This is a genomic window from Nocardioides sp. (assembly GCF_036405735.1).
Taxonomy (GTDB): domain Bacteria; phylum Actinomycetota; class Actinomycetes; order Propionibacteriales; family Nocardioidaceae; genus Nocardioides.
Genome location: NZ_DASWXC010000002.1, coordinates 25,587 through 48,456, shown reverse-complemented (window position 1 = coordinate 48,456; position 22,870 = coordinate 25,587). Strand labels below are relative to the sequence as shown.

21 protein-coding genes are annotated in these 22,870 nt (G+C 72.4%); 7 read left to right on the top strand and 14 right to left on the bottom strand.

What is annotated here, in order from left to right; all coding sequences use genetic code 11:
* Positions 1-856, top strand: an 856-nt coding sequence (locus tag VGE38_RS00220; RefSeq protein ID WP_331140513.1) for an HNH endonuclease signature motif containing protein, incomplete at its 5' end; no start/stop codon positions are given.
* Positions 857-885: 29 nt separating this feature from the next.
* On the opposite strand, the gene arr is transcribed toward VGE38_RS00220, so the two are convergent.
* Complete coding sequence (arr, locus tag VGE38_RS00215; RefSeq protein ID WP_331140512.1) at positions 886-1,320, bottom strand: NAD(+)--rifampin ADP-ribosyltransferase; 435 nt, start codon at positions 1,318-1,320, stop codon at positions 886-888.
* Between the two features lie 36 nt (positions 1,321-1,356).
* Here arr and VGE38_RS00210 point away from each other — a divergent pair, with 36 nt between their 5' ends.
* Positions 1,357-2,619: a phospholipase D-like domain-containing protein gene (locus VGE38_RS00210; RefSeq protein ID WP_331140511.1), complete on the top strand. Its 1,263-nt coding sequence runs from the start codon at positions 1,357-1,359 to the stop codon at positions 2,617-2,619.
* Here VGE38_RS00210 and VGE38_RS00205 read toward each other — a convergent pair whose 3' ends face one another.
* From VGE38_RS00205 to VGE38_RS00165, 9 genes are all read right to left on the bottom strand, one after another.
* Positions 2,620-3,723: an MlaD family protein gene (locus VGE38_RS00205; RefSeq protein WP_331140510.1), complete on the bottom strand. Its 1,104-nt coding sequence runs from the start codon at positions 3,721-3,723 to the stop codon at positions 2,620-2,622. It abuts the gene before it with no gap.
* A complete protein-coding gene (locus VGE38_RS00200) occupies positions 3,720-4,862 on the bottom strand; it encodes an MCE family protein (protein ID WP_331140509.1) in 1,143 nt (380 codons plus the stop codon). The genes VGE38_RS00205 and VGE38_RS00200 overlap by 4 nt, the downstream gene beginning before the upstream one ends.
* Positions 4,859-5,959 carry an MCE family protein gene (locus VGE38_RS00195; protein ID WP_331140508.1) on the bottom strand — a complete coding sequence of 367 codons (1,101 nt, stop codon included), beginning with the start codon at positions 5,957-5,959 and terminating at the stop codon, positions 4,859-4,861. Before VGE38_RS00195 ends, VGE38_RS00200 begins: the two co-directional genes overlap by 4 nt.
* Positions 5,956-6,930, bottom strand: coding sequence for an MCE family protein (locus VGE38_RS00190; protein WP_331140507.1), 975 nt, complete (start codon positions 6,928-6,930; stop codon positions 5,956-5,958). Before VGE38_RS00190 ends, VGE38_RS00195 begins: the two co-directional genes overlap by 4 nt.
* Positions 6,927-7,940, bottom strand: a complete 1,014-nt coding sequence (locus tag VGE38_RS00185) for an MCE family protein (protein ID WP_331140506.1) — start codon at positions 7,938-7,940, stop codon at positions 6,927-6,929. Before VGE38_RS00185 ends, VGE38_RS00190 begins: the two co-directional genes overlap by 4 nt.
* Positions 7,937-9,001: an MCE family protein gene (locus tag VGE38_RS00180; protein WP_331140505.1), complete on the bottom strand. Its 1,065-nt coding sequence runs from the start codon at positions 8,999-9,001 to the stop codon at positions 7,937-7,939. The genes VGE38_RS00185 and VGE38_RS00180 overlap by 4 nt, the downstream gene beginning before the upstream one ends.
* A 13-nt stretch (positions 9,002-9,014) precedes the next feature.
* Positions 9,015-9,851 (bottom strand): MlaE family ABC transporter permease, encoded by an 837-nt coding sequence (locus VGE38_RS00175; protein WP_331140504.1) that lies wholly within the window; start codon positions 9,849-9,851, stop codon positions 9,015-9,017.
* Positions 9,851-10,642, bottom strand: coding sequence for an MlaE family ABC transporter permease (locus VGE38_RS00170; RefSeq protein ID WP_331140503.1), 792 nt, complete (start codon positions 10,640-10,642; stop codon positions 9,851-9,853). Before VGE38_RS00170 ends, VGE38_RS00175 begins: the two co-directional genes overlap by 1 nt.
* 139 nt (positions 10,643-10,781) lie before the next feature.
* A complete protein-coding gene (locus tag VGE38_RS00165) occupies positions 10,782-11,720 on the bottom strand; it encodes a DNA-3-methyladenine glycosylase family protein (protein ID WP_331140502.1) in 939 nt (312 codons plus the stop codon).
* Positions 11,721-11,747: 27 nt separating this feature from the next.
* Between VGE38_RS00165 and VGE38_RS00160 the strand changes: the two genes are divergently transcribed.
* From VGE38_RS00160 to VGE38_RS00150, 3 genes are all read left to right on the top strand, one after another.
* The gene (locus VGE38_RS00160) at positions 11,748-13,238 is read left to right on the top strand and encodes an ATP-dependent DNA ligase (RefSeq protein WP_331140501.1); all 1,491 of its coding nucleotides are present in this window, start codon (positions 11,748-11,750) and stop codon (positions 13,236-13,238) included.
* Positions 13,239-13,315: 77 nt separating this feature from the next.
* Positions 13,316-14,881, top strand: coding sequence for a glycerophosphodiester phosphodiesterase (locus VGE38_RS00155; RefSeq protein WP_331140500.1), 1,566 nt, complete (start codon positions 13,316-13,318; stop codon positions 14,879-14,881).
* Between the two features lie 62 nt (positions 14,882-14,943).
* Complete coding sequence (locus VGE38_RS00150) at positions 14,944-15,627, top strand: TetR/AcrR family transcriptional regulator (protein ID WP_331140499.1); 684 nt, start codon at positions 14,944-14,946, stop codon at positions 15,625-15,627.
* A 47-nt stretch (positions 15,628-15,674) separates the two neighbouring features.
* On the opposite strand, the gene VGE38_RS00145 is transcribed toward VGE38_RS00150, so the two are convergent.
* The gene (locus VGE38_RS00145; protein WP_331140498.1) at positions 15,675-17,021 is read right to left on the bottom strand and encodes a serine/threonine-protein kinase; all 1,347 of its coding nucleotides are present in this window, start codon (positions 17,019-17,021) and stop codon (positions 15,675-15,677) included.
* Positions 17,022-17,128: 107 nt separating this feature from the next.
* Positions 17,129-18,436, bottom strand: a complete 1,308-nt coding sequence (locus VGE38_RS00140; RefSeq protein ID WP_331140497.1) for an acetyl-CoA C-acetyltransferase — start codon at positions 18,434-18,436, stop codon at positions 17,129-17,131.
* 151 nt (positions 18,437-18,587) lie between these two features.
* On the opposite strand from VGE38_RS00140, the gene VGE38_RS00135 reads away from it, so the two are divergent.
* Both VGE38_RS00135 and VGE38_RS00130 read left to right on the top strand, forming a co-directional pair.
* Positions 18,588-19,931 (top strand): 3-oxoacyl-ACP reductase, encoded by a 1,344-nt coding sequence (locus VGE38_RS00135; RefSeq protein WP_331140496.1) that lies wholly within the window; start codon positions 18,588-18,590, stop codon positions 19,929-19,931.
* A complete protein-coding gene (locus VGE38_RS00130; protein WP_331140514.1) occupies positions 19,931-20,821 on the top strand; it encodes a MaoC family dehydratase in 891 nt (296 codons plus the stop codon). Before VGE38_RS00135 ends, VGE38_RS00130 begins: the two co-directional genes overlap by 1 nt.
* A gap of 34 nt (positions 20,822-20,855) precedes the next feature.
* Here the strand turns inward: VGE38_RS00130 and VGE38_RS00125 are convergent, their stop codons facing one another.
* Together VGE38_RS00125 and VGE38_RS00120 are read right to left on the bottom strand one after the other, a co-directional pair.
* Positions 20,856-21,734: an acyl-CoA thioesterase gene (locus tag VGE38_RS00125; RefSeq protein ID WP_331140495.1), complete on the bottom strand. Its 879-nt coding sequence runs from the start codon at positions 21,732-21,734 to the stop codon at positions 20,856-20,858.
* Positions 21,731-22,699 carry a proteasome assembly chaperone family protein gene (locus VGE38_RS00120; protein ID WP_331140494.1) on the bottom strand — a complete coding sequence of 323 codons (969 nt, stop codon included), beginning with the start codon at positions 22,697-22,699 and terminating at the stop codon, positions 21,731-21,733. Before VGE38_RS00120 ends, VGE38_RS00125 begins: the two co-directional genes overlap by 4 nt.
* Positions 22,700-22,870: the final 171 nt, after the last annotated feature.

The window sequence follows — 22,870 nt, the reverse complement described above, 5'->3', positions numbered from 1 at the left end:
CACCCTGGACCGGCTGGTGGCCGACGCGATCGTCCGGTTCGACCCCGAGACCGCCGCCCAACGCGCGCTGGAGGACCTCGAGACCCGCCACGCCCGCGTCACCCTCAACCACGTCCCCGACGGCATTCTGGCCACCGGCCGCCTCGACGCGGTCGTCGACGCCGCCGACGCCCTCGAGCTCAACACGATCCTGGCCCAGATCGCCGCCAGCCTGGCCACCGCGGGCGACACCGACCCCCTCGACATCCGCCGCGCCAAGGCCCTGGGCCTGCTGGCCCGCGGCGAACTACCCCACCAGCCCGACCAGCCCGACCAGCCTCGCGCGACCAGCAGCGGACGGCGCCGGCAGGTGGTGCTGCACGTCAGCCTCACCGACACCGCCCTGCACGGCTGCGGCGACGGCATCGCCACCCTGGCCACCCCCACCGGCCGGCCGCTGGGCCCGGTCACCGTCGAACAGGTCCAGCAATGGTGCGCCACCCCCGACGCCGAGATCACCGTCAAACCGGTCATCGACCTGCTCGCACTGGTGACCAGCACCGGCTACCAGCCCTCGACCACCCTGCGCGAGCAGACCGTGGCCCTGCACCGCACCTGCGCCTTCCCCCACTGCGACCGCCCCGCCGACAACCTCGACCTCGACCACATCCACCCCCACGCCACCGGCGGCGCCACCGCCAGCGACAACCTCGCACCCCTGTGCCGACGCCACCACCGCACCAAGACCCACACCACCTGGACCTACACCAGACTCGGCCCAGCCGAACACCTCTGGACCAGCCCCCACGGCCACCAGTTCCTCACAGACCGCCACACCACCCGCGACGTCTCGCCCGACCTCCACGACACGGGCTGAACCGACCCCGCCCGGCGTTCGCGCCCCGATCAGTCGTAGATGACCGCTTCGCCGCGCGCCCGCAGCGCCGCGAGCCCCTCGCGCATCGCCTGCAGCTGCTCGGGCGAGTGCCCGACCCAGTCCGTCACCTCGCCGACGACCCGCAGCGGGTGGCGGCTGCGGAAGGACCGGGTCGGGTTGCCCGGCAGCTTCTTGTCGGTGACGTTCGGGTCGTCCTCGAACTCCCCCGTCGGCTCGACCAGGTAGATCCGGCCGGGGCCGTCGCCGAGTGCGAACTCGGCGCCCCAGACGGCGGCATCGAGCGTCTCGGTGAAGTAGACGTAGTTCATCAGCCGGCCGGCCTCGTAGTTCGACTCCCGGCCCGCCACGAGCAGGTCGCCGGCGACGAGGTCGGCCTTCGTGCCATGCAGGTAGACACCCTCGGCGTAGACCTCGAACGGCACGGGCTGCCTGGGTGCACTCATGGGCCGACCCTAACGAGCGCCCACTACATTGACCCCGTGCGCCGACGATCCCTGCTCTCGGTCGATCACCTGGCTCTGTTCGTGCGCCGGACCCTGCTGGTGGTCTTCGGCGTGCCGGCGGCGCTGGCCGTCGTGATGAGCATCGTGGACGCCTACCGCAGCCGCGGCCGCCGGTCCAAGCCCTTCCCGACCCTGCCGCCCAAGAGCACACCGGTCGGCGACGGCACCATCACGACGTACACCTTCGGTGCCGACCTGTACGACGACATGCTGGCCGCGATCGAGGGCGCGCAGCGACAGATCCTCTTCGAGACCTACATCTGGAAGGGCGATGCCATCGGCGAGCGGTTCAAGCGGGCGCTCATCGCCGCAGCGGACCGCGGCGTCGACGTCTACGTCATCTACGACGCGTTCGCCAACCTGGTCGTCTCCCCGAGGTTCAAGCGTTTCCCACCGCAGGTCAGGGTGCTGCGCTACCCCGTGTACGGCGCCGGCTGGCGGTTCTTCGACCTGCGCCGCTACGGCCGCAACCACCGCAAGATCCTCGTCGTCGACGAGGACGCCGGGTTCGTCGGCGGCTACAACATCGGCACCGCCTACGCCACCGAATGGCGCGACACGCACGTGCGCATCACCGGACCGGGCGTGTGGGACCTCAAGCGCGCCTTCGCCGACTTCTGGAACCTGCACCGCCGTCGCTTCTTCAGCCCGAGCCTGCGGCCGCTGCTGCTGGAGATGTCCACGACCTGGGAGCCGCAGATCCGGTTCCACCGCAACGTCCCGCGGCTGTTGATGTTCCCCATCCGGGCGATGTACCTGGAGGCCATCAACCGCGCCTCGAAGAACGTCTGGCTGACCCACGCCTACTTCCTGCCCGACCAGGATCTCGTCGACGCGCTGCGGGACGCCGCCCACCGCGGCGTCGACGTACGCATCCTGGTGCCGCTGAAGTCCAACCACATCGTCGCCGACTGGATCTCCCGCGGCTACTACTCCCAGCTGCTCGAGGCCGGCGTCCGGATCTTCCGCTTCCGCGACGCGATGGTGCACGCCAAGACCGCCACCATCGACGGCGCCTGGACCACCGTCGGCACCGCGAACATCGACCGGATGAGCCTGACCGGGAACTTCGAGATCAACGTCGAGGTGATCGACGAGGCCTTCGCGACGGTGCTCGAGGAGATCTTCGAGCTCGACGAGTCCAACGCCCTGGAGCTGACCAGCAGCGAGTGGGAGGCGCGCGACCTCCACCGGAAGTTCACCGAGTTCGTGCTGACCCCGCTGCGCCCGTTCCTCTGACTACGGCGCCGGCACCGGCCCCGGCGCGTGGGCCGCGCCCCGCTGCAGCCGCTCGAACCCGGCGGCGCACCGGCCACCGCCCTGCAGCTCCCGACGCTGGGTGGAGCGCGGGTCCTGAGCCGTCGTTCCGTAACGGCAGCGCGCGTCCTTGTCCGCGATCAGCTGCAGCCTGAGGCTGCCGCCGCTGAGCAGCTTGCCCAGGGTGTCGATCCCGGGCGCGTAGTTGCGGAGGACCGAGCGGAACTGCGGGTCGTGGGTGGTGATGATCCGCGCGAACCGCGTGAAGGTCGGGAAGAACCGCGGCAGCACGGTCGCCCAGTCGTCGACCAGGGCCTTCATCTCCCTCAGCTGCGCCGGCGAGCTCCTCAGCTGCTGGCTGAGCTCGGGGTCGTACTCCTCGAGAAACTGCGCGAACTCGTTGGCCGACGTCGCCAGCTCGCGCAGGTCGCCGGCCTGGGACGTCGGGATGTCCAAGGTGGTCCCGGAGCCGCGGATCAGGCTCCTGGTCTCCGGCCAGGCCTGGTCCAGCGCCTGCAGGATCTGCTCTCCCTGGTCGACGATCTGCCCGATCTCCTCACCGCTGCCGTCAAGGCCGGTAGCCAGCTCCGAGAGCACGGTGCGCAGCTTGGCGTCGTCGATCTGGCGCAGCACGTCGTTGACCGCCACAACCGTGGAGCCGAGGCTCTTGGGAAGGTCGGTCGAGGCGGCCCTGATGCGGCTGCCGTCGTGGAGATAGGGCCCGCTCTCGTCCTGCGGCTGCAGGTCGAGGTACTGCTCCCCGACCGGTGAGAGGCTGCGGACCTTCGCCAACGCCGAGGCCGGGATGGGGACGCCGCTGGTGAGCGCGACCGTCGCCTCGACGCCGCTCGGCGTCAGCTCGATGTCGGTCACCTTGCCGACCTTGACGCCGCGGTACGTCGCCGAGGAGCCCTCGTAGAGTCCCCCGGTGCCGGCCAGCTCGACGGTCACCCGGTCTGGCCGGGCCGTCAGCGGCTGGTCCAGCACGGCGGCGAACAGGTACGCGACGGCGACGACGAAGACCAGGCCGACGCCGATCGCACTGAGGTAGAGCCGGTTGGCCAGCAGGGCGCGAAGAAGGTTCATCGGGTCGCCTCCCCGGCGTCGGTGGTGGGCGTGCGCAGCAGGCCGGGAAGCAGGCCGCCCCCGAGGAGGCCACCCGAGCCGGTGCCACTATCGGAGCCACCATCGGAGCCCGTGCCGGAGCCGGAACCGGAGCTGGAGCCGGGGCCGGAGACCGCGCCGAGCAGGTCCGCCGCCGAGACGTGCAGGTCGAGGTGGACGTTGAGGTAGTCACCGGGCACGGCGTGCTGGATCTGCTCGGCGAGCCGCGCGAGCTGGTCCAGGGAGCCCTCCCAGCCGCCCTCGTTGGCGGCGAGCTCGGCGAGCACCGGCTCCACCTCCCGGATGGTGAGCAGCAGATCGTCGCGCGTGGCACCGACCGTCGTGTTGGCCTGGTCGGCGAACCGGCGCAGCTCGGCGAGCAGCGCGGTGAAGTTCGGCGTCTCCTCGCGCAGCACCTGCGCGGCGGGCCGGATCTGCCGCAGCGCTCGGTCGATGGTCTCCTTGCGCGCCGCGAGCGTCTGCGACGTCGAGCTCAGCGCGTCGAGCGCACGGTCGATGTCGGCGGTCGTGGCGTTGGCCTGCTCGAGGAACGTCGTCGTGTCCTGCAGCAGCTCCTTGAACAACCCCTCACGCCCACCGAGGGCGGCGTTGAGCTCCTCGGTCACCGTCTGCAGCTGCGCGAGCCCACCGCCGTTGATGAGCAGCGAGGCCTGCGCCAAGGCGTCCTCGACCGTCGGGGCCGTGCTCGTCTCGGCGAGGGTGAGCATCTCCCCGTTGCGGACCGCGGCGCCCTCCGCAGGGTTGGTGACGTCGACGAAGAGCTCCCCCAGCGGCGTCGTGTAGCGCAGTCGGGCGGTGGCGCCCCGCCGCAGCGCGGCGTCGCTGTGCAGCACGACGCGGGCCCGGGCGCGGAAGTCCCGGGCGGTGACGTCCTTGACCTTGCCGGCGTTCACGCCGTTGATCTTCACCGGAGCGCCCTCGGCGAGGTTGAGCGCCTCGGCGAACTCCATGGTGACCTCGATGGTGTCCCCCGAGACACCGCTGCCGGGAAGCGGCACGTCGCGCAGGGTGGTCGAGCAGGCCGACGTACCAGCCAGGGCGAGGGCGGTCGCTGCGGCCGCGATGCCGCGCGCGCATCGCCGCAGGATCGTGCGGATCATCGCGGTGCCTCCCGTCCGAGAGCGTTCGAGAGCCCCAGCAGCTCACCCAGGTCCGACAGCGCGTTGGTGCCGTCGAGCACCTCGCACAGGTTGAGGGGCAGCTGCTCGCAGAGCCGGGCCAGCTCGTTGCCGAGAGGGGCCAGCACGAGCGGGTCGACGCGGGCGGGCAGCGCGCCGCCGGTCTCGGCCCGCTGCAGGTTCTCCATCACCACCGGCATCACCTCGAGCAGCTCGGCGAGCTCGGCCTGCTTGTCGGTGAGGGTCTTCATCAGCGCCGAGGACTGGTCCAGGGTGCTGACGATGTCGGCACGGTTCTTGGCCGAGAAGTCGGCGACCGTCGTGACCGCCCGGTCGAGGGAGCGCAGCGCGCCGCGGAACTCCTGGCGCTGACTCGCGAGGAGCGAGCTCGCCTCGGCGACCTGCCGCACGAAGGTGCGCACGGTGGTCTCGTTGGCGTTGACCTGCCCGACGAGGGTGTTCAGCGAGGTCAGCGTGCCCACGATGTCGTCCTTCTGGCCGGCGACGGTGTCGGCGGCGCTGCCCAGGGCGTCGATCGTGGTGTGCAGCTGCTGCCCCTGACCGGCCAGCGCGGCCGCTCCCGAGTCGACGATGCGGCGCACCGCCTGGGCGGACTCCTCGCTCCCGGCGATGCCTGTGGCGAACTCGTTGAGCGTCTCGAGCACCTCGTCGAACTCCACCGGGGTGCGGGTCCGCTCGACCGGGATGGTGGCGCCGTCGCTCATCCGCGGTCCCTCGGAGTACACCGGCGTGAGCTCGACGTACCGGTCGGTCGCGACCGACCGCGCGACGACCGCCGCGCCGGCGTCGGCGGGCACGTCATGACCGGGCTCGACCTCCAGGGTCACCTTGACCCGACCGCCGTCGGGCTCGATGTCGGTCACCGTTCCGACGGTGACGCCGAGGATGCCGACGTCGTTGCCCTCGAACAGGCCGGCCGAGTCCGGGAAGTACGCCGTCACCGTCATCGGTTCCGACCCGCCGGGCAGTCCCACGGCAGCCGCGCCGGCGATCACGAGCGCAGCGACGAGCCCGGCGATCCCCGCCCGGGGCGGCTTCCGCGTCAGCAGGGACCTCATCGGCAGTCCCCCAGTCCGCAGCGGCTGTCGTCGGCCGGGAGGGCCGGCGCCGGCAGGTGGAGGCTGAGCCACGGGCCGTTGCCGAGCGCGTTGGCGACGTAACGCACCGAGGGCGCCATCGCGTCGAGCGTGCGGGTGAGCTTCTCGTCCTGGTCGTTGAGCGTGGCGATCACGCGGTTGAGGTGCGTCAGCGCGGGCTTGAGATCGTTCTTGGTCTGGTCGACGACGGCGCTGAGTGCCTCGGACAGGGCCGTGGTCTCCACCAGCAGCGTGTGAATCGCCTCCCGGCGGCTGGTCAGCTCGGTGATGACGAGGTTCGACTGCTGCATCAGCTCGACCAGGTCGGGGCTGCTCGCGGAGAGCTGGTCACTGACGCTGCGCGCCGCGGCCAGCAGGGCGCTGACCTGCGCGCCCCGGCGGGTGACCACCTCGGACAGGGCGGCGACGCCCTGCAGCGCCGGCCCGATCTCCTCGGCGGAGGTGCCGAGCGTGTCGGCCATCGCCGAGAGCGCCCGGGCCAGCACCACCGGGTCGAGCTCCTGCAGCTTGCCGGCGCCCTCGTCGAGCACGTCCTGGAGGTTGTAGGGCACCGTGGTCCGCTCCAACGGGATGGGTCCGGCCAGGCAGCAACCGCCCGCCGGGTCGACGTCGAGGTAGTGGGTGCCGAGCAGGGTGGCGACCTTGACCGAGGCCGACGACAGGGCGCCGAGCTCGAGGCCACGGTCGACGGTGAACGTCACCTCGACCAACCGGTCGACGAGACGCACCTCGCGCACCTTGCCGACGATGACGCCGTGGACCTCGACCGACTCCCCCGCCCTCAGACCCGCGGTGTGCTCGAGCACGGCGGTGTAGCTGCGGGTCCCGAACGAGGCCCGGGACAACCCCACGACCAGCGCGCCGAGCAGCCCGACGACCACCAGCGCCACCAGCCCGATCCTGAACGGGTCGCGCTCCGCGAGCGGCTTCATCGACACACCTCCGAGCGCCGGGGGTCGGGGCCCGCGGGGTTGAGGCCGTCACCGCTGCCGAGAGCGACCTTGAGCGTGCACAGGTAGACGTTGACGGCGTTCTCGTACGACGTCGCGCGACCCAGTCCGCCGAACGCGACCCGGTAGGCGTCCAGGGCGGCGACGATCTTCGCCCGGGTCGCGTCGAGCATCCGTGCCACGGTGCGCAGCTGCCGAACGGAGCCGACCAGCGGCTGCCGGCTCTCCCGCAACAGCTGCGAGGTGGAGCCGATGAGCTTGCTGACGCCGTCGACGGAGGCGCCGATCGACTCCCGATCGGCGGCCAGGCCCTGCATGAGCCGCCGCAGCTCGACCACGGTGGCACTCAGCTCCTCGCCCTGACCGGCTAGGTTCTGCAGCACCGGCGTGAGGTTGGTGAGCACCTGCCCGATGACCTCGTCGCGCTCGGCCACGAAGCGGGTCAGCGAGGTCGTCTGCGTCAGCAGCTGCTCCACGGTGCCGCCCTCGCCCTGTAGCACCTTGACCATCGACGTCGCGAGCTGGTTGACGTCGGCGGGCTGCAGCACCTCGAAGAGCGGGCGGAAGCCGTTGAGCAGCGTGGTCAGGTCGAAGCCGGGGTCGGTGCGCTCGGCCGGGATGGTGGCCCCTGCCTCGAGCCGTCCGCCCCGCTCCTCGGGCTGCACCATCGCGAGGTACCGCTGGCCCACGAGGTTCTGGTAGCGCATGACGAGACGGGTGTTGTCCAGCAGGGGCTGGTCAGCGTCGAGCTCGAGCGCCACCTCGGCGCCGTCGCCGCGGACCGCGATGCCGTCGACCCGCCCCACCCGCACGCCGGCGACCTTGACGTCGTCGCCGACCCGCAGCCCGCTGACGTCGGTGAAACGGGCCAGGTAGGTCGTGGTGTCGCCGGCGACCCCGTTGGTCATGGTGTTGACCAGCAGCACCAGCAGCAGGACCGCGGCGAGGGCGAAGGCGGCGAACTTGAGGGCGACGACGCGGATGCCGGTCACTGCGCACCTCCGTGGCGGGGGCGATCGCCGGCGCCGTAGTAGCCGGGCGCGGTCAGCCGCAGCGTGCTGTCGACCTTGAGATAGCCCTGGTCGACCGCCTGGTCGACGATGCCGGCGATGCGTTGGTTGGCGCGGATCGCCGCGGTGATGCCGGAGGCGCGGTTGTCGTGCACGGCGTCGATGAGGCGGTAGCCGTTCTGGATGAAGCGCGTCAGCTGCTCGGTGTTCTGGGCCAGGAACGCGTTGCCCGCCTTGGCCAGGCTCGTGGCGTTGACGAGCATCGCCTCGAGGTCGTCGCGCTGGCGGACCAGGGTGTCGAGTGCGACGAGACCGGCGTCGGTGGCGTCCAGCAGCTCGGGCGCGATCTCGTCGACCACCTCGAGGACGTCGGCGAGCTTCGCCAGGTCGGCCCGCACGGTGGCTAGCTCGGGGGTGAACCTGGCGAGGTAGCCGTCGAGCCGCTCCGCCATGGCGCCCAGCTGCTCGCCCCGGCCCTGCAGCGCGACCGACGCGGCCCCGATCGTGGTCGCCAGCTCGGCCGGGCCCAGAGCCTTGACGAGCCGGTCGATGTCGTCGAGGGCCTGCTGCAGCTCGAGGGTCTGCTGCGCGCTGTCGGCCGGCACCACAGCGCCGGGACGCAACGCGGTCACGCTCGCCGTGCCGGCCGGCGTCGACTGCGGCCGCAGGTCGACGTACGAGGTGCCGAAGACCGTCGCCGGCAGGATCCTGGCGACGACGTCGGCGGGCACCTCACCGAGCCGGTCCTCGTCCATGGTCATCTCGACGCGTACGCCGCCGTCGGAACCCCGTCCGATCGTCGCGACGCGGCCGACGATGACGCCGTGGGCCTTGACGTCGGAGCCCTTGGCGAGCGAGCCACCGGCGTTGCGGAGCTCGGCGCTCACCTGCGGCGGTCCGCCCCAGGCGCCGCTGGAGCGCAGCTGGACGACGGCCAGCACGAGCAGCATCGAGGCCACGACGGCGAGTCCGCGGGCGGCGTACTGGTGGCGGGTGGGGTCCCTGCGCACCGGGCCGCGGGGCCGCTTGACGGGCATCAGCATCGGCGCTCCTCCCCTACCCGGAGATCCGGAAGCCCGGGTCGCCGCCCCAGAACACCAGCGTCATCAGCATGTTGAGCGAGATGACGACCACGATGCTGGCGCGGATCGACGCCCCGGTCGCCTCGCCGACCGCCTGCGGACCACCGCCGGCCCGCAGGCCGTACCAGCAGTGGATGAGGGTGATGACGAGGGCGAAGACCAGGATCTTGATGACGGAGTACCAGACGTCGCGGCCCTGCACGAACGTCGAGAAGTAGTGGTCGTACTGCCCCGGCGACTGGCCGAACAGGTAGACCACCGACCACTGCGAGGCGACGTAGGAGCCGATCAGCCCGATCAGGTAGAGCGGCAGGATCGCCACCATGCAGGCGACGACGCGGGTGGCCACCAGGTAGCGCATCGGGCTCACGGCCATCACCTCGAGCGCGTCGACCTCCTCGTGGATCTTCATCGAGCCGAGCTGTGCGGTGAACCGGCAGCCGACCTGCGCGGCGAGGGCGAGCGCCGCGATCAGAGGAGCGAGCTCGCGGGTGTTGGCGCTGGCGGAGATGAAGCCCGTGAGCGGCGCCAGGCCGACCAGCTCGAGGCCGTTGAACCCCTCGATGCCGAGGGAGGTGCCGGCCGCGATCGAGAGCAGCACCATGACGCCGACCGTGCCGCCGCCCACCAGCAGCGCACCGCTGCCCCACGCGATGTCCTTGAGCTGGCGCAGCGTCTCCGCGGGGTAGAGCCGGAGGGTCGAGGGGACGCTGCGCAGCGTCCGGGCCGCGAAGGACGCGAAGTCGCCGAGCGTGGCGAAGGCGTCGACGACGCCGTCGGCGGCGCCGGCGACGAGCCAGGTGCGGGCCATCAGGCCGCCCCCGCCGGGACGAGCATGGAGTACGCCTGGGTGATCGCCACGTTGACGACGGCGAGCAGGATGACGCTCAGCACGACCGCCTGGTTGACCGCGTCGGCGACGCCCTTGGGGCCGCCGCTCGCGCTGAGCCCCTTGTGGGCCGCGACGATCGTGGCGATGAAGCCGAAGATCAGGGCCTTGAGCTCGGCGAGGACCAGGTCCATCGGCTGGCTGAAGCTGACGAACGAGTCGATGTAGGTGCCGGCGGAGATGCTGCCGCTGCCGACGTTCATCACGAACGCGGTGACCATCGCGGTCATCGCCACGATGACGGTGAGCAGCACGGCGACCACGAGGGCGGCCACCACTCGCGGCGCGACCAGCCGCTGCACCGGCGAGATGCCCATGACCTTGAGGGCGTCGATCTCCTCGCGCACCTGCCGGGCGCCGAGGTCGGAGCAGATCGCCGAGCCGACCGCCCCCGCGATCATCAGGGACGTCACCAGCGGCGCGCCCTGGCGCAGCACGCCGATGCCGTTGACGGCGCCGCTGAAGGAGTTCGCGCCGATCTGCGAGGCGACCGCCCCGATCTGGACCGAGGTGATGACGCCGAACGGGATGGCCACCAGGATCGTGGGAAGCAGCGACACCTTCGTCATGAACCACGCCTGCAGCAGGAACTCCGTCCAGCTGAAGCGGCGCCGGGCGATGTCGGTGACCGCGGCGTACGACGCCTCGGTCCCGAGCACGACGAGCTGCCCGCTGGTGACGATGCCGGCCCGCGCCCGGTCGACCAACGTCACTGGGCCGCCCCGGTGACCCGGGTGCGAACGACCACCTTGATGCGCACGACAGCTCCCTCTTCCCCGGGCGTCTCCACCGACACACCTGTAACGGCGCTCACAGCGTGGGGTTACGCCCGGAACGGGGTACCGGGGCAGGTCAGCGCGCGGGAAGGTGGGTGCGCGGTGCCATCCGTGGCCCGCGGCGCGGCCGACGCGGACCGGCGAGCAGGAGCAGGGTGGCGACCCTGCCGCGATGCGGCCGGAACGGCTCGAGGAACTCCGCGAGCCGGGCGTCGTCCCAGTCGCGACGCTCGACGGCCCAGCCGATCTCCTTCGCGACATGGTAGTCGCCGAAGCTGACCGCGTCGGGGTCGCCGTGCGCCCGCTGGCGGACCTCGGCCGCCGTCCACACCCCGATGCCGGGCAGCGAGGTGAGCCGACGCTCGACCTCGTCGCCGGGCAGGCCGACGGTCCGCTCCAGGCTGTCGGCCACGCGCGCGGCGGTGACGAGCGCGCGGGAGCGGGCCGGGTCGACGTGGAGCTGCAGCCACTCCCAGCTGGGCACGGCCCGGATCGTCGCGGCGTCCGGCTGGACCCAGAGGTCGGGGTGGGGACCGGGGGCGCGCTCTCCGAAGCGCCGGACCAGTCGGCGGAAGCCCGCGAACGCCTCCTGTCCGGTGACCTTCTGCTCGATGACCGCGGGCACGAGGGACTCCATGACCAGGCCGCTGCGGCCGATCCGCACCTCGCCGACCCTGCGCAGGGCCGCGGTGAGCACGGGGTGGTCGGTGGTGAAGGCGGCGGGGTCGTCGTCCTCCCCCAGCAGGCCGGGCACCGACGCCAGCGCCCAACGGGCACCCGGGCCCCACGCCTCGCCATGCACGGTGCCACCAGGGTCGCCAAGGTCACCGGGGCCGCCCGGGCCGCGCAGCGCCAGGGTCGCGGGTCCGTCGGGGGTGCGGATCCCGCGCCAGTGCGCCGCCCCTTCGAGGCGGTACGTCGGGTCGCCGGGTCCACGTCGGCGGCCGAGGAGCATCCTGCCCAGCGAGACCGGGCGGCCGAACCGCCAGGTCTGCGTGAGGGATGGCTCGGGCACGTTGCGACGGTACGTGATGCTGGGGACATGCACCTCGCCGACGTCGTCGCCACCTCGGCCGCGGTCGCGGCCACCCGCTCGCGGAAGGCGAAGGTCGCGGCCCTCGCCGAGCGGCTCGCGCAGGCCGCCCCCGAGGAGCTCGAGGTGGTCACCGCCTACCTCGGCGGTTCGCTGCTGCAGCGCCGCACCGGCCTCGGTTGGCGCTCGCTGGCGACCTTGCCGCCGCCCGCGGACGCCCCGACCCTGTCCGTGGCCGACGTGCACGCCGCCTTCGACCGGATCGCGGCCCTGTCGGGGCCCGGCTCGGCCGGCGCGCGGGCGGCCGCCGTCGTCGACCTCTTCGGCCGGGCCACGGCCACCGAGCAGGCATGGCTGCGCGGCCTGGTCACCGGCGAGGTGCGGCAGGGCGCACTGGACTCACTGGTGCAGGAGGCGCTCGCCGTCGCGGCCGGGGTGCCGCTGGCCGCCGTACGCCGGGCCGCCATGCTGGCCGGCTCGACGGTCGCGGTCGCCGGCCGGGCGTTCGCCGGGGCGGACGCGCTGGGTGAGGTCGGCCTGGAGGTCGGCCGTCCGGTGCTGCCGATGCTGGCCTCGTCGGCGTCGACCGTCACCGAGGCGGTGGCCAAGGCCGCCGCTCGGGTCGCGGTGGACACCAAGCTCGACGGGATCCGGATCCAGGTGCACCGGGACGGCGACCACGTCGTGGTGGCGTCGCGGACCCTCGACGACCTGACGGCGCGGCTGCCGCAGGTGGTGGCCGTGGCGCGGTCGCTGCCGGTGTCGCGGGTCGTGCTGGACGGGGAGGCGCTGTGGGTGGGTGACGACGGGAGGCCGCGGATGTTCCAGGACTCGGCCTCGAAGGAGTCGGCGCTCTCGCCGTACTTCTTCGACGTGCTCCACGTCGACGGCCGCGACCTGATCGACGAACCGCTGGCGGAGCGGCTCGCGGTGCTCGACGCGCTGGTCCCGCCCGAGCACCGGGTCGGGCGGCTGGTCACGGACGACGCCGAGGCGGCCGAGGAGTTCGCGGCGCAGGCGATCCGGGCCGGACACGAGGGCGTCGTGGTCAAGAGTCTCGGCTCACCCTGGGAGGCCGGTCGACGCGGCGCGGGGTGGGTCAAGGTGAAGCCGGTCCACACCCTCGACCTGGTGGTGCTCGCCGTCGAGCACGGCTCCGGCCGGCGGCGCGGCTGGCTGTCCAACATCCACCTCGGCGCGCGGGACCCCGAGACCGGCGACCTCGTGATGGTCGGCAAGACCTTCAAGGGGATGACCGACGAGATGCTGCGCTGGCAGACCGAGCGGTTCACGAAGCTGGCCATCGGCCCGAGCGATGGCTGGGTCGTCACCGTCCGGCCCGAGCAGGTGGTCGAGATCGCCTTCGACGGCGTGCAGCGCTCGACGCGGTACCCCGGCGGCGTCGCGCTCCGGTTCGCCCGGGTCGTGCGCTACCGCGACGACAAGAGCCCCGACGAGGCCGACACGATCGCGACGTTGCGGGCCATGCTCGGGAGCTGACGCCGCAGCGGCGGTGGGGACACGCCGGCCACGCGAGGTTTTCTTTACCTTCCGAGGGTCCGCCTAGGGTGCTGGACATGCCTCGCCGGATCCTGCCTCTCGGGCTCGCCCTCTGCGTCGGACTGCTCTCCGGCCTGGTGTGGGTGGCCCCGGCCAACGCTGTCGTGTTCGTTCCCGCGCCCAAGCCGAGCGTGACGCGGCCGATCCTCAACGAGGTCTTCACGCTGAGCGGCTCGCTGGGCCGCAGCACGCCGCGGAAGATCCGGTTGCAGCGTCTCCACCGGGGTGCGTGGCGCACCGTCCAGACCCGGGGCACCGGCAAGCTCGGCCGCTACCGGTTCAGCGTGCGTCAGCCCACGACCACGGCGCGGTGGCGGGTCGTGGCGCCGCGGTTCAAGAGGGGCCGCACGTGGAAGCAGCGGACGACCCGGGCCGTGACCCTCATCCGACAGGCGCAGTCCGGTGTCGTCGGCGTTCCGCCGACGGTCAGGGCCGGTACGCCGGTCACCGTCACCGCCCGGTTCAGCCCCGCCCGGCCGGGGCGTCCCGTCGAGCTGCAGGCGCTCGTCGCCGGCACCTGGAGCCGGGTCGCCACGGGTGTCCAGGACGGCAACGGCCAGGCGCGCTTCTCCTACGTCTCCCCCACCCGCGCCTGGCTGGGCTTCCGGGCGGTCACCGCCGCTGCCCGCGGCGCCGCGCCGATGGTGACCGGCACCGCCCGCACGGCGGCGCTGGGCGCCGCGACGGTCCTGGTGGCCGCCCACCGCGGCGCGTCGGCGACGCACCCGGAGAACACCCTGCCGGCGATCCAGGAGGCGATCGACCAGAAGGCCGACTTCATCGAGCTGGACTTCCGCAAGACCAAGGACCCTGATGGCCCCGAGGGGCCGCTCGACGGAACCTGGATCCTGCTGCACAACGGGAGCTTCAAGGAGACCACCGACGTCGAGACGAAGTTCCCAGGGCGCGAGAACGACGGCGTCAACACGTTCACTATCGACGAGGTGAAGACGCTCGACGCCGGGTCCTGGAAGCACCCGCGGTTCGCCTGCACGATCGCCTCGCTCCCCACCGACCCCTGCCGGATCCCGACCATGGAGGAGGCGCTGGACCTGGTCCGCGTCTCGGGCTACGCCGGCCGCCTCATCCTGGAGGTCAAGGAGCTCTCGGGTGCGAACGCGGACAAGGCCGACCAGAGCCGCTTGCTGGAGTTCTACGACCGGGTGCAGGCGCGTTACCCGGAGTGGGTCTCGGACGACGACCGGGACGACAAGGCCATCGTCATGACGTTCGACGAGGGCGCCGCGCGGTACCTCAACGACATGCGCGGCACCGCGCCCACCGAGGCGCTGGCCGACGCGCGGCCCGACGGCGTCGAGGTGGCTGTCGTCATGGAGCGCGCCGGTCTGGACCTGCGGACGGTCTCCTGGACCAACCAGATCCACATCAAGGAGAGCCTGTGGGGCCCGAGGACGCCTGACGCGGTGGACGTCGTCGGGGAGGCCGTCCTGGCCGCCGCGTGGACGGTCAACAGCGTCGGCGACATCGCCCGCGTGGCGGGCCTCGGCACCGACATCGTCACCACCGACGACGTGCCGCTCGCCTGCGAGGTGCTGCTCCGGACCCGGGCCTGCCACAGCTGAGGCCGGGTCCCACCCAGCCCGTCGAGCGCAACTGCGGGTGGCACACGCCGTACGATCGGACCATGACCACGCGCGCCCCGGAGACTGACGGCCGCCGCTCGGCGGCGGCCGCGCGGCGACGCGCCCGCGAGGCGGAGATCATCGCCGCCACCCGCCGGCTCTTCGACGAGCGGGGGGTGCGTGACGCGCAGATCGAGGACGTCGCGCGGGCTGTCGGGATCAACCGGGCGATCGTCTACCGGCACTTCACCGGCAAGGAGGAGCTCTTCGCGCTCACCCTCGTCGGCTACCTCGACGAGCTGCGTGACGCCCTGCGGCAGGCCGACGGGCGCGGCGGGAGCGCGAGGGACCGGCTGGCGGCGACGGTCAGTGCCTTCGTGGAGTACGGCGTCGCGCACCCCGCCTTCTCCGACTGCGCCCAGGCGCTGATGCGGCGCAGCGGTCCCGAGCTGCTCGACGAGATCTCGGAGAGCGCGCTGCTGCGCCTCGGTCGGGGCATGACCGGCTGCCTCACGATCCTCACCGGCATCCTGCGCGACGGCAACGAGGCCGGCGAGTTCCGCGTCGAGGACCCAGAGCTGCTCGCCAACACGCTCTACGCCAGCGGTCTCGGTGCACTTCAGCTGGCGCGGGTGGGCATCCTCGTGACCGAGTCGGCCCCGGGCGTCCCGACGGTCGGCCAGGTCTCGCCGGACCAGGTGCGCGACTACCTCGTCACCGCCGCCCTCGCCCTCGCGGCCGGCTGACCCGGCCGCCGGTCTCGGGCGCTACTCCCGGTCCTGAGTTCCGGTCCCTACTTCCGGGCGCCCTTGCTCTTGCCCTTGGCCTTGCCGCCGCCCTTGCCGTCCGACTTGCTCGCGGACCTGTCGTCGGTCTTCCTCGTGGTCCGAGCGGGCTGGTCCGCCGTCCCATCGGACGCCTTCGTGGTCTGCTCGGCCGTAGGGGCGAGCGGCACCGGGGCGGGCTCGACCCACAGCTGGATCGTCGAGCCGAGGGGCACCGTCCCCTGGGGCGCCACCCTGGTCACCAGCCAGCTGTCGTGGCCCTCGCCGTCGGCCACCATCGGCCGCACCACCAGCCCGGCGGCGTCCAGCTCACGAGCGACCTCGCCGTACGGCCGGCCGACCAGTGCCGCCGACCGCACCGTCGCCGTCACCGGGACGGCCAGCGAGGGCGTCGCCTCGGCACCGACCGCGGCCCGGGGCACCTGGTCACCGCGGCCCAGGAGCACGCCCAGCGCCACGATGACCGCCGCGGCGACCGCGAGCGCGGCCCACGCGCGACTCCGACGCGACACCGCGGACCCGGTCGCGGCGGGCAGCGTCACGGTGACCGGCTCACCGGCGACCGCACGAGCGAGCGCGGCGGTGGTGGCGGCGTCGGCCGGACGGGCGGCGGGATCACGGCTGACCAGGGCCTGCACCAGCGAGCGCACCGGCGCCGGGACCGTGTCCGGCAGCGGAGGGGCGTCCTCGTTGAGGTGCGCGAGCAGCGTGCCGACCTGCGTCTCTCGGCGCAGCGGACGCTCGCCCGTGAGGCATTCGTAGGCGACCATGCCGAGCGAGTAGAGGTCCGAGCGGGCGGTGGCGCCCTCCCCCGCTGCCTGCTCGGGGCTGATGTAGTCGACCGTCCCGATGATCGTCCCGGTCAGCGTGAGCGGCTCGAGGTCGTGGCTGCGGGCGATCCCGAAGTCGACCAGCACCGCGGCGCCGTCGGGACGCAGCAGGATGTTCCCCGGCTTGACGTCGCGGTGCACGATGCCGGCGGCGTGCGCCACGGCGAGGGCGTCGGCGAGCTGCGCGACGATCGCCATGGTGCGCTCGGGCGGCAGCGGTCCGGAGCTGCGCAGCACCTGACGCAGCGGCACCCCCTCGACGAGCTCCATGACGAGGTACGGCGTCACCTCCCCGTCGACGCCCGACTCCTCGCCGTAGTCGTAGACCTGGGCGATGCCGGGGTGCGACACCGAGCCGCACAGCCGGGCCTCGGCGCGCAGCCGGGCGCGGGCGCTCTCGTCGGTGCCGGGTCGCAGCCGCTTGATCGCGACGTCGCGCTCCAGCACGAGGTCGTGGGCACGGTGGACGGTGCCGGTCCCGCCCGACCCGAGCTGCTCGCCGAGGACGTACCGATCCGCGATCACGGCACCGACTGTCCCCACGAGGTCCACCACACGGCCTCAGGTACCCCTGACCGGGGCCGCTGAATCAGCGGCCCCGGTCAGGCCCGGTCAGGCGCGGGACGCCGCGCTCAGCGCTCGACGATCGCCGTGACGCCCTGGCCGCCCGCGGCGCACACCGAGATCAGGCCGCGCCCGCCCGTGCCGGTCGACTCGGCCTTCTGGTCGAGCAGCTTGGCCAGCACGTTGACGATGCGACCGCCGGTGGCGGCGAACGGGTGTCCGGCGGCGAGCGAGGAGCCGTTGACGTTGAGCTTGGCGCGGTCGATCGACCCGAGCGGGGCGTCCAGGCCCAGCCGCTCCTTGCAGAAGATCGGGTCCTCCCACGCCTTGAGCGTCGAGAGCACCTGGGAGGCGAAGGCCTCGTGGATCTCGTAGAAGTCGAAGTCCTGCAGCGTCAGGCCGTTGCGCGCGAGCATCCGCGGCACGGCGTACGCCGGCGCCATCAGCAGCCCCTCGCCCCCGTGGACGTAGTCGACCGCCGCGGTCTCGTAGTCGGCGAAGTACGCGAGCACCTTCAGGCCCCGCTCCGCCGCCCACTCCTCCGAGCCGAGCAGCACCACCGAGGCGCCGTCGGTCAGCGGCGTCGAGTTGCCGGCCGTCATCGTGGCCGCCTCGCCCTTGCCGAAGACGGGCTTGAGCTTGGCGAGCTTCTCCACCGACGACTCCGGGCGGAGGTTGTTGTCGCGCTCCAGGCCGCGGAACGGCGTGATCTGGTCGTCGAGGAAGCCCTCGTCGTAGGCGCGGGCGAGGTTCTGGTGCGACCGGGCCGCGAGCTCGTCCTGCTCCTCGCGGGTGATCTGCCACTCCAGTGCGGTCAGCGCCTGGTGCTCACCCATCGACAGGCCGGTGCGCGGCTCGCCGTTCTGCGGGATGTTGGGGACCAGGTCGCTCGGGCGGATCGCGGCGAGCGCCTTGAGCCGGCCCTTGAGGTCCTTGGCACGGTTGGCCTCGAGCAGCGCCTTGCGCAGCCCCTCGCCGACCGCGATGGGGGCGTCGGAGGTGGTGTCGGAGCCGCCGGCGATCCCGGAGTCGATCCTCGCCAGGGCGATCTTGTTCGCGACGTAGATCGCCGCCTGGAGGCCGGTGCCGCAGGCCTGCTGGATGTCGGTCGCGGGCGTCGAGGGCGACAGCTTGGAGCCGAGCACCGACTCACGGGCGAGGTTGAAGTCGCGGCTGTGCTTGAGCACGGCACCGGCGACGACCTCGCCGACCTGCTGGCCCTCGAGGCCGAAGCGCTCGACCAGCCCGTCCAGGGCAGCGGTCAGCATGTCCTGGTTCGAGGCGTGGGAGTAGGCGGTGTTGGAGCGGGCGAACGGGATCCGGTTGCCGCCGAGGATCGCGACGCGACGGGTGGTGCCCTGGTTCAGCTCAGTCATGACGTCCATCCTTGCTTCCGAGGGTCGGTGAGAGAAGCGTATGAGAGGCAGGCCACGAAGTGTGGACACTGAGTTACACCTCTAGTTACATCATCCTGGGCGACCCCCTCCCATCGACGCGCAGCGCCCGACGGACGACGAAGGAACCACGATGAGCGACAAGTACCAGAGCTTCACGCAGTCCTCGATCGGCAGGATGCTGGCCAAGAACCTCGGCCTCCCCAGCCCTGCGAAGCTCGAGCGGTACGCCGCCGGCGACCCGCTCGTGCGCGGCACCGTGCTGGTGGGCGGCCGCGGCCGCCTGGCCGAGGAGCTGCCCGGCCTCCTGGGCGAGCTCGACGTGACCACCGCGACCGGCCAGGTCGACGGCCAGCGCTACAAGGGCCTGGTCTTCGACGCCACCGGCCTCAGCACGGTCGCCGAGCTCGTCGAGCTGCAGGAGTTCTTCACCCCGGTCCTGCGCAGCCTGGACGGGTGCCCGCGCGTCGTCGTCGTCGGCACGCCGCCGGAGCTGGTCCAGGGTCGCGAGCGCGTCGCGCAGCGTGCGCTCGAGGGCTTCACCCGCAGCCTCGGCAAGGAGATCGGCAACGGCGGCACCGTGCAGCTGGTCTACGTCGCCGAGGGGTACGAGGGCTCGCTGCTCTCGACGCTCGGCTTCCTGCTCAGCCCGAAGTCGGCGTACGTCTCCGGGCAGGTCGTCCGCATCGGCGCCCACCAGGAGCAGAAGGCCGCGGCCGTGGCCGACTGGAGGGCCCCGCTGGCGGGCAAGGTCGCCTTCGTCACCGGCGCCAGCCGTGGCATCGGCGAGGAGATCGCCCGGGTCCTGCACCGTGACGGCGCGAGCGTCGTCGGCCTCGACGTCCCCCAGGCCGCCGACGACCTGCAGCGGGTGATGGCCGAGCTCGACGGCGACTGGCTGACGCTCGACATCACCGCTCCCGACGCCCCGCAGCGCATCGCCCAGCACCTGAAGGACAAGCACGGCGGCGTCGACGTCGTCGTGCACAACGCCGGCGTCACGTTGGACAAGAAGCTCGCCAACCAGACCCCGGACCGCTTCGGCAAGGTGCTGGCGATCAACGTCGAGGCGCCGGAGCTGATCACCGCCGAGCTGCTCGCGCAGCAGGTCGTCAACCCCAACGGCCGCATCATCGGCGTCGCGTCGATCGCCGGCATCGCGGGCAACGTGGGCCAGACCAGCTACGCCGCCTCGAAGGCCGGCGTGATCGGCCTGGTCGACGCGCTGAGCCGCGAGCTGGCCCAGGACGCCGCCGGCATCACGGTCAATGCGGTCGCGCCCGGCTTCATCATCACGCAGATGACGGCCGCCGTCCCGTTCGCCACCCGCGAGGTCGGGCAGCGGCTCAACGCCATGGCCCAGGGCGGCCTGCCGGTCGACGTCGCCGAGACCATCGCGTGGTACGCCAGCCCCGCCTCGACGGCCGTCAACGGCAACGTGGTGCGGGTCTGCGGCCAGATGATGCTGGGGGCGTGATGGCGCCCGGGACCGACACCGGCGACGCCCGCGTCGTGAGCGGCAAGGCGGGCATCGGACTCCTGGCCCGCGCCGCGCTCCCGTCGCTGCCGCTCGTCGGGCGGCTGCCGGGCGTGCGCAAGAGCGGCGCGCCGTTCGGTGGCCTCACCGTCACCCGGCCGACGGTTGCCATCGACCGCGCGCACGCCGACGCCTACGCGACGGTGTGCGGCTTCCCCGTCAAGGACGAGGTGCCGCTGCCCTATCCGCACATGCTGGCGTTCCCGCTGCACATGGCCATCCTCACCGATCCGGCCTTCCCGGCGCCGGCCATCGGCACCGTGCACCTGGAGAACTCCATCACCCGGCACCGCGCCATCACGGTCGGCGAGAGCCTGGACGTCACCACCACCGTCGGCCCCGCCGCGCCGCATCCCAAGGGCACGATCTTCGAGCTGGTCACCACCGCCCATGCCGGCGCCGAGCTCGTGTGGGAGTCGACCTCGACCTACCTGCGCCGCGGCAAGGGTGACGACTCCGCCCCCTGGGGCCTGCAGCTCCCCGAGGTCGATCCCGGGGGCACCGCGTGGCGGCTGCCGGCCGACCTGGGCCGCACCTACGCAGCCGTCTCGGGCGACTACAACCCGATCCACCTCTACCCGCTCACGGCCAAGGCGCTCGGCTTCGACCGGCAGATCGCGCACGGCATGTGGACCCTCGCGCGCTGCGTCGCCGCGTTGGAGAACCGGCTTCCGGCCGCCGTACGCGTCGACGTGGCGTTCCGCAAGCCCGTCTTCCTTCCGTCGACCGTGGCCTTCGGGTCCCGTGAGCTCGACGACGGGTACGCCTTCACGCTGACCAAGCAGGGCACGGACACCGTCCACCTGGTCGGCCGGGCGACGACGCTCTAGGTCTCGATACGCCCTCGCTCGTTCCTCGCTCGGGCTACTCGACCAGCGAGGGACGCGGCGGGCGGATGATGCCCTCCTGGGCCACCGTCGCGACCAGGGTGCCGTCCTGCGTGAAGACCCGGCCGATCGAGAGGCCCCGGCCGCCCTGCGCCGACGGCGAGATCTGGTCGTAGAGCCACCACTCGTCGGCGCGGAAGGGCCGGTGGAACCAGATCGAGTGGTCCAGCGAGGCCATCTGCACCTTGCCGTGCTCGAGCGTGTGGGCGGCCAACGAGGCACCGAGCAGCGAGATGTCGCTCGCCCACGTGAAGGCGCCCCGGTGGATGGCGGCGTCGTCGGGCAGCCGCCCGGCGATCCGCAGCCAGACCCGCTGCTTCGCGGGCCGCTCCGGGTCCTTCGGCAGGCCGAGCAGCGAGTTGCCGACCGCGCGGACCTCGACCGCCGCCCACTCCTTCGCGAAGGCGCGGCCCTCGGCGTCCTCGCGCTTGGCGAAGACCTCCATCATGTCCATGCCCTGCTCCGGCGCGATCACCTCCGGCATCGCGTCCTGGTGCTCGAACCCGTCCTCGGGCTTGTGGAAGTTGGCGGTCAGGAAGTAGATCGGCCGGCCGTGCTGACGTGCCGACACCCGGCGGGTGAGGAACGAGCGGCCGTCGCGGATCCGCTGCACGTCGTAGACGATCGGCATCGTCGGGTCGCCGGGCAGCAGGAAGTAGGAGTGCAGCGAGTGCACGAAGAACGGCTCCTCCGTCGAGCGCGTCGCCGCCATCAGCGCCTGCGCGGCGACCTGACCGCCGAACGAGCGACCGCGGCCGTTGTCGACCGAGTGGCCGCGGTAGAGGTCGTCGTCGACGACCTCGAGGTCGAGCAGCGCGACCAGCGCCTCGATCGCCGCGGTGGTGTCGTTGCTCACGCCTTGGATCCTCCTTGTGAACTTCCGGGCGCGTCGTCGTCCGGACCCTCGAGGCCGGCCAGGAACCGCTCGAACTCTCGGCCCAGCTCCTCGCCCGTGGGCAGCGGCTGGTCGGTGGCGAGCAGGTTGGAGCCGCTCTCCTCGGCCCGCGCGAAGGCGTCGTACTGACGCTCCAGCGCCCGCACCACGTCGGCGACCTCGTCGTTCTCCTCGAGGTAGCGCGCGATCTCGCCGTCCCGCTCCGCCGCCTCCTCACGGAGCCGGGTCAGGTCGATGGTCAGCCGGGCGGCGAGCTCGAGCTGCTCGAGCAGCGCGACCGCCGCGGCGGGGTAGTCCAGTTGCGCGACGTAGTGCGGAATGTGCGCGACGAACCCCCGCGCGTCGTGGCCCCAGTCCCCGAGCCGCAGCTCGACGAGCACCTGCGCGCTCGACGGCACCCGGATCTCGCCGGTCCACGGGCTCTCGACGGTGACCAGGTCGGGGTTGTTCGCGTGATGGGTCAGCGTCATCGGACGGGTGTGCGGCACCGCCATCGGCACCGAGCCGAGGCTGACGACCAGGTCAACGGAGAAGCGCTCGACGACGGCGCGCACGGCACGGGCGAACGCCTCCCAGCGGTTGTCGGGCTCGGGGCCGTGCAGCAGCAGGTACGGCGTCCCGCCGGCGTCGCGCAGCATCCGGACCACCAGCCGTGGGGCGTCGTAGTCCTCGTAGTGGTCGCGGGCGAACGTCACCGCTGGCCGCCGCGCCCGGTAGTCGTGGAACGCGTCGACGTCGAAGGTCGCCACCACCGGCGCCGGGCCGGTGGACACCTCGACCAGATGGCGGGCGGCGCGGTTCGCCGCGCTGCCGGCGTCGAGGAAGCCGTCGAGCACCACCACCAGGACGAGGGGACCCTCGATGTCCTCGGCGCCGTCGAGCGCCGGCACCTCGTCGACGATATGCACCAGCTTGGACTTCGCCATCGCGCTCGCTCCCTTCCTCGGACCCGGCGTTGGGCCAGCGCTCCCGGGGGCAACGATATTCCCCGGCCGCACGCGAGGACGGCTCGGCGGGCCCGCCTCGCCGGCCCGCGTGAGCAGTGCCACAGCCGCGGGCGGACGCGCCGTTGTTACCGAGGGGTAACGTTGGCTCCG